This window comes from Blastocatellia bacterium (assembly GCA_025054955.1).
In the GTDB taxonomy this organism is placed as follows: Bacteria; Acidobacteriota; Blastocatellia; order HR10; family J050; genus JANWZE01.
Window position 1 is genome coordinate 1 of record JANWZE010000073.1, and the last position, 11,216, is coordinate 11,216.

Here is an 11,216-nt window from a genome sequence, read left to right on the forward strand (position 1 = left end):
CTGCCGGGCCATTAGCCCCAGCTATTTTCGACACGAATCATGCATCGAGCGGTTCTTGTTACCACCACAACCGCCAATCATGCCCAACAGACGATGTGATGAAAAACCTTTATCAGCGCGTGGACGACGGTTGCTCCATCAATCGAGCAAACAACTGCTCATACTGATCCGTCACAATCTCCCAGTTGTAAGAGGCGCGAACCCGCATCATCGCCTTCTCACGATACGAGGCAATTTCATCAGGTGCATCCAGCGCATGCTGGAGCAGAGCGGCGAGCTGATCCACGTTGCGATAAAACACACCGGCATCAGCAACTACCTCGCGGTTTTCCGGCGTATCGAAGACGATGACGTAATTGCCAGCGCCCATCGCTTCGATCAACGCCGGATGTGTCCCTCCCACTTCGGTGGCGTGCACATAGCAATAGGCGTTTTGTTGCAAAATCCTATAACCCTCGCCAAACACATAACCGGTGAAGACCACACGCGGGTCAGTCGTCGCCTTCAGTTGTCGGATATAGCTGTGGGAATACGGTGCGTCGCCAACAATCACCAGCTTGAGCTCAGTCCGTATCCGCGCAAAGGCCTGGATGACCAGGTGGGCATTGTTTTCCGGCTCCAGACGGCTGACATATAGCACATACCGCTCCGGCTCTAGACCAAATGGTTTGAGGCCATCCGCATTGCGCACGCGACCGATCGGCGCGCCATAAGGGATCATCGTTGATTCTTTGCCATAACGTGAGCGATAGTAAGATTGGATCACACCAGCGTCAGTCACTACAGCGTGAGGAATTTTGGTCGAGAGCCATTCTGACAGCAGATAGTAGAGCTGACCGAGCCAATTCCACTTCTTGCGCCGGCGCTCGATGCCATCAACGTTAATGGCTGTCTTCTGACCAGCAAGCCGAACCAAGCCCGTCGCCAACGCATTGGCCGCGTTGCACACGAGCACGACATCGTAACGATTGAACCAAGAATGAACGGCTGAAATAAACGTGTGGACGACTGTGTCCAGATACTTATGCCGGATGGTCGGCAACACAACGAGTTTGACACCTTGATAGACACGTTCGGGTATGGTGACGTAATGGCTGCGGCCATAGACGGTCAGGTCGTGACCACGCTGCGCCAGTCGTATGCTCAATTGTTCGGCGAACGTTTCAAAGCCGCCATAATTGGCGGGAATACCGCGCGTGCCCATGATGGCAATTCTCATATCCTCGACGATGCCTCTCGGTAGAACTGAATTGCGGGCAGAATGGTTATGGATGAATGATGGCAATTCTCATACCTTTGACGATGCCTTTCGTGGCGCGCTGAGGCCCAGCACCTCATAGTAGACGCCCAACGTCAACTCTGCTGTGCGACGCCAGGTAAAGCGAGCGGCCCGCCGCCTCCCCTCTTCTGAGAGCCGGAGTCGAAGCGCCTCATCTTCGACAATTCGCGCTAAAGCGTTCGCCAATGCGTCGGTGTCGTATGGGTCAACCATCAGGCCGGCTGATCCCACCACTTCCGGCAACGAGGAACTATTGCTGGTCACCACAGGCGTGCCACAGGCCATCGCTTCTAACACTGGCAGCCCGAACCCTTCAAAGATGGATGGATAAACAAACGCCACGGCGCCGCTGTATAGAACCGGTAAGTCCTCATCCGGCACATAATCGGTCAGAATGACGTCTCCGGCATAGTGCGAGCGGTGCGCCTCGTGAAAAATATGTTGATGCAGCCACGCCTTCTTCCCGACAATCACCAACTGACAGCGAAATCCTTCATCAGAGCTTCGCGCCTGCGTGTAAGCTTGAATCAATCGAGCCAAATTTTTCCGCGGCTGCAGATTTCCCACTGTCAACAGGTACGGTCGTTCAATGCCATACCGTCGCCGAACAGTGGCCAGCCGCTCGTGATCACGAACCGGTTGAAACTGCTCAGCCACTCCGTAGGGCGTCACAACAACTTTCTCTGGAGGGAGGCTATAGGTGCGGATCAAATCGTGCCGCGAGTATTCGGAACCGGTCAAAACTTTAACCGCTTTGCGCGCGGTGTGTGGAATAGTGCGCTTAAAGAAGAAACGCTCTCGAGGCGTGAAGAATTGCGGGAAGTGCTCATACGATAAATCATGAATGGTGGTCACAACGGGCTTGGGAGACCACGGCGGCGCTGTGTATTGTACGTGCAATAGATCAATGCCCGTACGATAGATGGCCAGCGGAAAACTGAACGGAATGCGCGCATAGGGCGTGTGAGGTCGAATCAAATGAACGCGAACGCGCGGCAATCGCTCTTGCCACTGTCGCGCCAAGTCAGCGTGAGTGAAAAACAACACATATTCATTCTCTTGATCAATCTCGGTCAGAGCGACGATGAGATTCTTGACATAAGTCTCATTGCCCGTCAGTTGGCCACCAATGGCATGCGCGTCAATCCCAATTCGCATGGTCGAGAGCCCTATATTACGGACTCCCGCTGATGACGGCAAGGGACGCCGCAACGCTGATAAGGTGATGAACAGACGAGGTGACGGCGCGCAGCAGCATCAGGCCATCAGACGAGGTGACGGCGCGCAGCAGCATCAGGCCATCAACTGCGCCTTACCTTAACCTGTGTGGCGACCCTCGCCGTTGAGCGCGCGAAATACAAACTTGAAAATAGAGATGGCGACGGCGATGGCAATGACGAGAAACAAAACCGACACAAGCAACTTCACCAATCCAGCAAGCATCGCCAGCAAGCCAAAAGCAATCTTGATTAAGACAATCGCGGCAATGATGCCGCCGATCCATTTCAACACCTGCATAGGCTTATGTCCTCCTCAATTGAACTGAGTTGATCTGCATGACATTCAATTCCAGCGAAACGCAACATCTCGCTCCTTGGCTTTCAATCAGGCCGGTCTGACCCGGTTGGCTCCGGTGACGAGTCACTGGGTCCGGTCGGTTTTGCCGTGGGGGGAATAAGCGTTGTTGGCATCATCACGGGGTACGACGTGGCATCAACCACCTCGGCCGTTTGGTGGGGCCGACGCGCCCGCCACAGCAAATAGATGGCCAACCCTATCAATATCACCGGCACAAGTATCGCGCGACTCATCAAGCCGCCCGACCAGTAGAAAGCTGTTGCCACGAAAAAGACGATACCAAGAGCAATCAACAAACCGGCCCATGTACGGACATTCTCTTGCAGCAAGCCCCGCAACGGCTCGCCCGGCTCAGCCGGATACAGACCATGTTCGATAGCGCGAGCTGTGCGATAGGCATCCATGATCGAATACAGATAAAATGCCACTCCACCGAACCCGAATAGCTCCAGCCGCGTCAACTCAGCCATCTGAAACAAGCCCACCGTCACGAGGAAATGCGTCAACGCTTTCGCCCGTTGCCCGTTGTAAGCTGCTCCCAATCCGGGGATCAGCGCGGCCAATGCTGCCAGCACAGGCGAGAAACGTGAGCGGCTCGGTGGGACCGGAGTGGCTGGGCCGGCAGCCTGCAACATCTGGACGCCGCGCACAATGCAATCCTGACAATACGCCCGTCGCTTGATGCGGTGGTCGCAGATGGGACACAGTGGACGGCCACAGATTTCACATCGCGCTGTCGCTCGATGCTCTGGATGATAAAAACATCTGACCATGCCTCTGATCCATCCGGTATTCGTTTCAAGTCCACTGCCGACTACGGCCAAACAGGCAATTTAGTTCAAGCATCTTTTGCCATTGACTCGCCCCAATCATTGTTGGTGCGGCAGCCATCCCGCTTGAGTCGCTAGGCCGGGACAGTTGATCCCCAACCATGCCACCGATCCGTAGCCCGATTTCGATCAGGCAGCCCATTCAGTAACACACGCCAACGGCCACAGGTGAGTCATTCACGGAAGCGGCCACCAAAAATCTATTGACCTTGTCGGCTCCCCGATACAACTACAGATCGGCAGGTCTCATTCACGGAAGCAACCACGGAAAATCTACTAATACCAATCGTGGAGAAAAAGACCACGTTGACAGAGCCAAACAGCATGGCGAGACCTGAACTGATTGAGCGCGAATTTGCGATTTTCCTCCGGCATCTACTCAGGCGGCGGCAGCCGCTCACAAGAGGGTAACCAGACGCGCAACGCCTGGGAGCCGTCATCCTCTAATCCCTCGCGCATTCAACAGCGCGACCCGTTCTCTCAGCAGCTCGTTCATGCTGTCCAATCGCTGGCCGCTATAGCGGTTTGCCAATGAGTTTATCCTCGGAGGCGCACGCCGGCGTGCATGAGCCTGCAAGATGCAGGGACTCCGGCTGAAGACAATTGAAAATCGCTCCAGGGCGCGGCTCTGGCGCGTCTTCAACGCGCCACTATTGTTCGGCCTGCAGTTCCAGACGTTGCACGTCTGGCTACCTTCTTGCGGGCCGCTTGCGCGGCTCAGCAGAAATGAGCGTCGTAATCAGAAAATCGGAGACGGCCGCTTGGGACGTTCTACTGCTGCGCCTCATGTCGCTTCATTAAACATGGCCTTTCTTCAGACCAACTGTACGGGCGGCTCGCTGTGGCCGCCCGCATCCTGACGCCAATCCATTCCAAAGCAAGGCTTGAATCCCCCTCCCGGCCCCTTTCCCTCGCAATCCTCTTTGCAGCGCCTGTGTCAAACTGTACGGGCGGCTCGCTGTGGCCGCCCGCATCCTGACGCCAATCCTTCCAAAGCAAGGCTTCAATCCCCTCCCGGCTGCTGGTTCACACGTGGCCTCTCTTCGGACTACTGGGATAAACACATGCTCGGCCACAGCGCGGCGAAGCGAAGCAGGCAACGTGTGCTCCGAATACTCACTCGTCGCACTTTCACATTTGCTGCTAATTGATGACGACCATCATATCACCTTCATCCGTCGCAGTATTTTGGCTAGCTCGATGCGTCCACGATTGATGCGAGATTTGACTGTGCCTTCGGGAATCTTCAGAGTAGCCACGATCTCCTGATACGACAATTCTTCTATGTCGCGCAGAATAATCACCGTTCGCAAGTCAGGCGAGAGTTTATCAATCGCCTTTTGAATTTGCTGGCTCAGCTCGCGCCGTTCAACAAGCTTCTGTGGGCTTTCAACGCGACTTTGCAAACGATACGAGTGAACTTCCAAATCATCGCTACTTTCCGCGGGTGTTCGGCTGCGTCTGCGCCAGTCGTCTATGATCAGATTGCGCGCGACGCGCATCAGCCAGTTCGATAAATTCCCAGCAGCCGGGTTGTACTGGTCTAGTGTTCGATACAATCGCAGGAAAACTTCCTGGGCTAGGTCTTCGGCGGCTTCGTGATTGCCGACAAACCGATAAGCGAGATTGTAGATCCGCCGTGAATACTGCCGGACGATCTCCTCCCACGCAGCGTCATCACCAGCCAGACACCGCCGCACTAACTGGACATCATCATTGACCAACGCTACCGTCGCTCCCATACCACTTCGTACTGTTCAACGTCGCCCCTATTATGATTGTTTTTGGCGGCGTTGGCAAAACGAAATCCACGCAACAGGAGTTCAAATCAGAGACGTCTGCCATCTCATGTCCGTCCGCAGCGCGATTCACCCGCTGCCCTTGCCCGCCTGGGCACAGCGCCCGGAGCCGGTCTTCAGACTGACGAGCGGTCTGTGCCCGGAGGTCTGCGGCCTGCACTCTTGCTTGACCGGCCGATAGGTTTTCGGCTACTTTTGCCCGTCGAACCAGAGTGCGTACTCAACGTCCAACATTGAAATTCCTGGCCTGGCTGGTCGTAGCAGTCATACTCATCTACTATTTTGCTCAAGGGCTGCAATGGGCTGAAATCAAGGCAAATTATCGGGATTTGCATTGGGGCATGGCCATTGCCTCGATGGTGCCCATCATGATGACCTACGTGGTTCGCTCACTGCGCTGGGGAGCATTTCTCGAACCCATCGGACAACCTTCGCTCCGTAATCTGTTTGCTGCTACAACGGTCGGTTTCTCCAGTATATTCGTCGTGGGCCGCGTCGGCGAAGTGGCTCGTCCGCTTTATTTGAGTCTGCGCGAGCCATTGCGACCAAGCGCGACGCTGGCCACCATCATGATTGAGCGGCTATTCGATTCAACCGCAGTCGCATTGTTGTTCGCGCTGGACCTGGCCGCATTTCAACCACGCATCACGGATCATCAGCAACTGGCCAACGTCCGTCAGATTGGATTTGGCTTGCTCATCGCGTTAGGCGCTCTGATTGCCGGTCTCTCTTACTTCCGGCTCCACGTGGACGACGTGCTGCGCGTTGTCAACCGCGCGCTGGGCTGGTTACCGGCCCAGCTTCGGCAGGTGCTGTTGAATCTGTTACGTCATCTGGCTGATGGACTGCATGTGCTCCACAATGCGCGTGAGCTGTTGATCACGGCCGGCTATACACTGTTGCTCTGGGCGCTGGTGACGCTCAGTTTCTGGACATTGGTCAGAGCCTTTGGCGTCGCGTTGTCGCCCGCCTCCATTGTCTTCATACTCGGATTTGCCATGCTGGGATCGCTTGTGCCAACGCCGGGCGGATCAGCAGGCGCCTTTCATACGGCGACGATGGTTGGTCTCATGGCGTTGAACATCGAGCGTAACCAGGCTGCAAGCATGGCCATCGCTATGCACCTGGTCGGCTTCGGAACCGCTCTCCTATTCGGTGTGTACTTTTTGATTCGCGATGGAATTTCACTCAAAAACCTGCGCGCGATGATAGCTCACGAGATGGCTCCACTCAATCCAACAAGCGGCAGCGCAACCAACAGCACACCCGTGCAGGTCATAGGAGCAAAACCATGAAATGTCAGTATTGCGGACACCTCGAAGATAGAGTTGTTGACTCGCGCGAATCGCGCGAAGGCGATCTGATTCGTCGCCGACGCGAATGCACCAAATGCGGGCGACGCTTCACCACCTATGAGCGCATTGATGAAATTCCTTACATGGTCGTCAAGAAAGATGGCACGCGCGAAGTCTTCGACCGACAGAAAGTGATGAACGGCATCTTGAAAGCTTGCGAAAAGCGCCCCATCCCCATCACCAAAATCGAAGCGGTAGTGGACGCCGTTGAATCGTTCGTGCGCAATTCGCCGGAACGCGAGCGTCCCACACGCAAGATCGGCGAACTCATCATGCGGCGATTGAAAGAGCTGGACAAGGTCGCTTATGTTCGCTTTGCCTCGGTCTACTTGGAATTTCAAGATGTCTCTGAATTCATGGCCGAACTCAAACAACTGGTCCATCGCAAAGAACGGAAATCGAAATAGCACGGATAGCGCATTGGGACGCTGCGCGCCCAATTGCATCATAGCTGGATGCGCCGCTGCGCGTTGTTCAGGAAAGTGTGGGGGGAGAAAGCATCGCACCTGATGCAGTGACCCTTCACCTACTTCGCTTCACACCAACTCACGGTGGCAATCTTGATTAGGCCAGCGGCTCAAATTCTGTAACAGGTTCTCCCCCAAGAGACCACGATTTGATTCCTCTGAAAATAGCCACAGATTTCAGAGATTCACACCGATGGTCCTCTCGGTGACAATCGGTGCAATTTGTGGCCGACTCCTCAGGAAGTAGCCCACGAAACACACGAACCTCACGAAAGAATTGTATTTTCATCGTTCCTGGTGAGCGCGGAGCTCATGGGCGATTCGCTTGAAAATAACATTTGAGCGTTTCCTCGGAAACACCACCGATGAACACAGATGGAGACAGAGTGATACCAATTGCGGGTTGAAGAATTCGGTCCTATCCACTCACACGCATTCTACGCGGGGGCCCACAGCGAGGCCCCCCTACAGGCCTCCCTGCCTGCCCGCTTTCCTGGCAAAAACGCGAGCCCAGAGCCACCCTGTACGGGCGGCTCGCCGTGGCCGCCCGACTCCTCTCCCTCCTCTGCATATAACCATTTTCATCCTTCGTGGTGAATGTAAGTTCATGGCCGACTCCTCTGCAAATAACCATTTTCATCCTTCGTGGTGAACGTAAGCTCATGGGCGACTCGCATGAAAATTCCCGGCCACGCGGGCTGCTGTGTTTTTGACGCTCAAAACCAACTGTTGTATGATTGGCCCGCATTTCCTTAAGAGGAGGTGACTGTGAGAGGGAGGCTGATTTCATCCACTTCAAGCTGCTATTCAATTTTTCCGGACAGGGCAACGAGCGTCTGTGCAAGCACTGACCCTGGAAATGCGATAAGGCGTCACTGGGCAACGTCACCTTTGAATGGGTGGAGTACGTTACCCGCAGCTTGTCTCAGTGAAAGATGCCATTGGGAGGGCAGATGAATCCTGGAGCCATTGTCCATTTCCGCAACCGCGACTGGGTGTTGCTACCGAGCGAGGAGCAAGACGTTCTGCTGGTACGTCCGCTGACAGGGTTGGAAGATGACGTGGTAAAAATTCATAACGGCCTCGCTAACCTGGTTGGTTACGAGCTTCCGTTTGAGCATGTCAAATCGGCCTCATTTCCTCTACCCACGCTCGACGACATTTCCGACGCCGTGAGTGCACACCTGCTCTGGCAGGCGGCGCGCCTGACGCTGCGCGAAGGGGCGACACCGTTTCGCTCGCTCGGCCGCGTCTCGATTCGTCCGCGCGTCTACCAATTCGTGCCGCTGCTGATGGCGCTGCGGCTCGATCCGGTGCGGCTCTTCATCGCCGACGACGTCGGGGTCGGCAAGACGATCGAAGCCTTGTTGATCGCAAGAGAGCTTCTCGATCGGGGAGAAATTCGTCGCTTCTGCGTGCTCTGCCCGCCTTATCTTTGCGAGCAGTGGGCCAGCGAGCTTGCCCAAAAGTTCAATCTTGAGCCCGTGGTGATTCGCTCCGGCACCATCGCTCAACTGGAGCGGCAGGTTCCGCCGGGCAAAAGCATCTACGAGCACTTCCCGGTGCAGGTGGCGAGCATTGACTTCATGAAGACGGATCGAAACCGTCATCAATTCCTCCAGTTTTGCCCCGAACTCGTGATCGTGGACGAGGTGCACGGCGCAGCAGAAGCGCAGGGGCAGAGCCAGCAGGAACGGCATGCGCTGCTGCGGGAGGTAGCGAAGAACGAGCAGCGTCATCTCATCTTGCTCACGGCGACCCCGCATTCCGGCATCGAGGGGGCTTTTCGCTCGCTCCTCGGTCTCCTCCGTCGTGATTTCGTAGAGTGGAATATCGCCGACCTCGCCGAAGAGCAGCGCATTGAGCTTGCCCGTCACTTCGTTCAGCGCACGCGGGCCGACATCCTTTCGACGTGGGAGACCGTAGCTCCTTTCCCTAAGCGTGAACCGGCCGACGAGACCTACGAGCTATCGGACCGCTACCGCGAGTTGTTCGAGCGGACTTACCAGTTTTGCTCAGAGATCGTGCAGACGGGCGAGCGACTCGAAGAGCGCAAACGGCGCGTGCGCTACTGGGGCGCGCTGGCGCTTCTGCGTTGCGTCATGTCGAGCCCGGCGGCAGCCGTGGTGGCGCTGACAAATCGCGCTGGCCCCTTGCTGGACGACGAACCGGAGTCGGTGTTTCGCCCTTTCGTCTTCGAATCGGCGGAGGACCGCACTGACGATGAGACCCCGACACCGCCGCTAGAGGCAACCGAAGCAACCCTGCACGACGCCGATCGCCGCCGACTGCGGGAATTGGCCAAAGCCGCTGAAGCACTGCGCGGGTCTGCCGAGGACACCAAGCTTCGCCGGGCAACCGAGATCGTGCGCAAGCTCCTCGGCGAACGGTTCCATCCCATCCTCTGGTGCCGCTACGTCGCCACCGCCGAATACGTGGCCGAGCACCTGCGTCAAGCGCTATCGCAAGACGTTCAGGTCGTCTGCGTCACGGGGCGAATGGGCGACGACGAGCGGCAGGCAAAAATTGAAGAGATTGATCCTGACTGGCCTCGTGTGCTCGTCGCGACCGACTGCCTCTCGGAGGGCGTCAACCTTCAGGAGAAGTTTACCGCTGTCGTGCACTATGACCTGCCCTGGAACCCCAATCGCCTCGAGCAGCGCGAAGGTCGGGTGGACCGTTACGGCCAGCCGTCGAAAGTGGTCAAAGCCGTGCGCTTCTTCGGGCGCGACAATCCAATTGACGGCGTCGTGATTGATGTGCTGCTTAACAAGGCGCGAGAGATTCACCGAACGCTCGGCACGCATGTGCCCGTGCCCGAGGAGAGCGAAAGCGTTACGCAAGCAGTTCTTCAAGCCTTGTTCCTCCGTAAGCGAAATCAGAGCCCGTACCAGCTTGTGCTGGGCCTGGGCATTCCTGAGGTGGACATGTTTCACCGCCGCTGGGAACGCGACGCCGAGCGCGAGCGGGTGAACCGCACGCGGTTTGCCCAGCGCGCGCTCAAGCCCGAAGAAGTCCAGCGCGAACTGGAAGCGACCGACGCTGTACTGGGCGATCCGGCTGCTGTGCGGGAGTTCGTGCTTGCCGCTGCGCAGCGTGTGGGACTTACCATAACACCTGATCGCCGGCTCGGTGTGTTACGCGTGGGTGTGTCGCCAGATGCGGTCGCGACGGTTCCAGATCCTATTCGGCTCGCCCTTCCCGCCGCCAAGAGTGGCCGCTGGCTTATCAGTTTCGACTCCCCAACGCCGGAGGGAGCCGAGTATCTGGGCCGCAACCACCGTTTCGTGGCCACTCTGGCGCGCTTTTTACTGGAAAACGCCTTGACTGAGCACGGCAATGCCGCAGCTTCTCGCTGCGGAGCGCTTCGCACGCGGATGGTGAGCGAATTGACCACGCTTTTGCTTCTGCGGGTGCGCTATCTCGTTGAACAGCCCCACGCACAGCTTCTCCTATCCGAGGAAGTCCTCGCAATGGGTTACTCTAGCGGCGCGCAGAAGGCTATTCGGTGGCTCGATGACGGCGAGGCATTGCGCCTGCTGGCCGAAGCCAAGCCCGATGCGAATATCCCGCTCGGCGAAAAGCGAGAGCTGGTACAACGGGAATTGGACCATTTGGGCAAATGGCGAATGGCGAGCGGGGAATGGGGCCGAGGCAACAAGCTTCAAAAAGGGATCAGGAGCAAGATCGAAGAGAGAGCTCGACAATTGGAACACACGCACAAGCGGATCCGCCAGGCGGTCTCCTTGCGGGTACGGGGCCTCGAGGTGAAGCCGCAGTTCCCGCCAGACCTCTTGGGCATTCTCATTCTACAACCGATGGTGCAGCCATGAGCGTCTACCCTGCAATTCGCATCGAAGGCGGCCTTCTGGGGCCGGATACGCTGGAACAGCTCCTGGCTGGGGAAC

At 56.7% G+C, this 11,216-nt stretch carries 8 protein-coding genes; 3 read left to right on the forward strand and 5 right to left on the reverse strand.

Going from position 1 to position 11,216, the window contains the following annotated elements; translation table 11 throughout:
* Nucleotides 1-112 precede the first annotated feature (112 nt).
* From NZ823_10035 to NZ823_10055, 5 genes are all read right to left on the reverse strand, one after another.
* Nucleotides 113-1,219, reverse strand: a complete 1,107-nt coding sequence (locus tag NZ823_10035; GenBank protein ID MCS6805464.1) for a glycosyltransferase — start codon at nt 1,217-1,219, stop codon at nt 113-115.
* A gap of 69 nt (nt 1,220-1,288) precedes the next feature.
* Nucleotides 1,289-2,437 (reverse strand): glycosyltransferase family 4 protein, encoded by a 1,149-nt coding sequence (locus tag NZ823_10040; protein MCS6805465.1) that lies wholly within the window; start codon nt 2,435-2,437, stop codon nt 1,289-1,291.
* A gap of 159 nt (nt 2,438-2,596) precedes the next feature.
* Nucleotides 2,597-2,797, reverse strand: coding sequence for a hypothetical protein (locus NZ823_10045; GenBank protein ID MCS6805466.1), 201 nt, complete (start codon nt 2,795-2,797; stop codon nt 2,597-2,599).
* 83 nt (nt 2,798-2,880) lie between these two features.
* On the reverse strand, nt 2,881-3,630 hold the full coding sequence (locus NZ823_10050) for a hypothetical protein (protein MCS6805467.1): 750 nt from the start codon (nt 3,628-3,630) through the stop codon (nt 2,881-2,883).
* A gap of 1,217 nt (nt 3,631-4,847) precedes the next feature.
* Nucleotides 4,848-5,429 carry a sigma-70 family RNA polymerase sigma factor gene (locus tag NZ823_10055; GenBank protein ID MCS6805468.1) on the reverse strand — a complete coding sequence of 194 codons (582 nt, stop codon included), beginning with the start codon at nt 5,427-5,429 and terminating at the stop codon, nt 4,848-4,850.
* A gap of 269 nt (nt 5,430-5,698) precedes the next feature.
* On the opposite strand from NZ823_10055, the gene NZ823_10060 reads away from it, so the two are divergent.
* The 3 genes from NZ823_10060 (at nt 5,699) to NZ823_10070 (ending at nt 11,141) form a co-directional block, all read left to right on the forward strand.
* Complete coding sequence (locus NZ823_10060) at nt 5,699-6,781, forward strand: flippase-like domain-containing protein (protein ID MCS6805469.1); 1,083 nt, start codon at nt 5,699-5,701, stop codon at nt 6,779-6,781.
* On the forward strand, nt 6,778-7,248 hold the full coding sequence (nrdR, locus tag NZ823_10065; GenBank protein MCS6805470.1) for a transcriptional regulator NrdR: 471 nt from the start codon (nt 6,778-6,780) through the stop codon (nt 7,246-7,248). Before NZ823_10060 ends, nrdR begins: the two co-directional genes overlap by 4 nt.
* Nucleotides 7,249-8,261: 1,013 nt before the next feature.
* A complete protein-coding gene (locus NZ823_10070; protein ID MCS6805471.1) occupies nt 8,262-11,141 on the forward strand; it encodes a DEAD/DEAH box helicase in 2,880 nt (959 codons plus the stop codon).
* Nucleotides 11,142-11,216 lie beyond the last annotated feature (75 nt).

Bases quoted from the DNA above. Each gene is read 5' to 3' on its own strand.
- NZ823_10035 (MCS6805464.1), bottom strand. From the start codon at position 1,219: ATGAGAATTGCCATCATGGGCACGCGCGGTATTCCCGCCAATTATGGC.
- NZ823_10040 (MCS6805465.1), bottom strand. From the start codon at position 2,437: ATGCGAATTGGGATTGACGCGCATGCCATTGGTGGCCAACTGACGGGC.
- NZ823_10045 (MCS6805466.1), bottom strand. From the start codon at position 2,797: ATGCAGGTGTTGAAATGGATCGGCGGCATCATTGCCGCGATTGTCTTA.
- NZ823_10050 (MCS6805467.1), bottom strand. From the start codon at position 3,630: ATGGTCAGATGTTTTTATCATCCAGAGCATCGAGCGACAGCGCGATGT.
- NZ823_10055 (MCS6805468.1), bottom strand. From the start codon at position 5,429: ATGGGAGCGACGGTAGCGTTGGTCAATGATGATGTCCAGTTAGTGCGG.
- nrdR (MCS6805470.1), top strand. From the start codon at position 6,778: ATGAAATGTCAGTATTGCGGACACCTCGAAGATAGAGTTGTTGACTCG.
- NZ823_10070 (MCS6805471.1), top strand. From the start codon at position 8,262: ATGAATCCTGGAGCCATTGTCCATTTCCGCAACCGCGACTGGGTGTTG.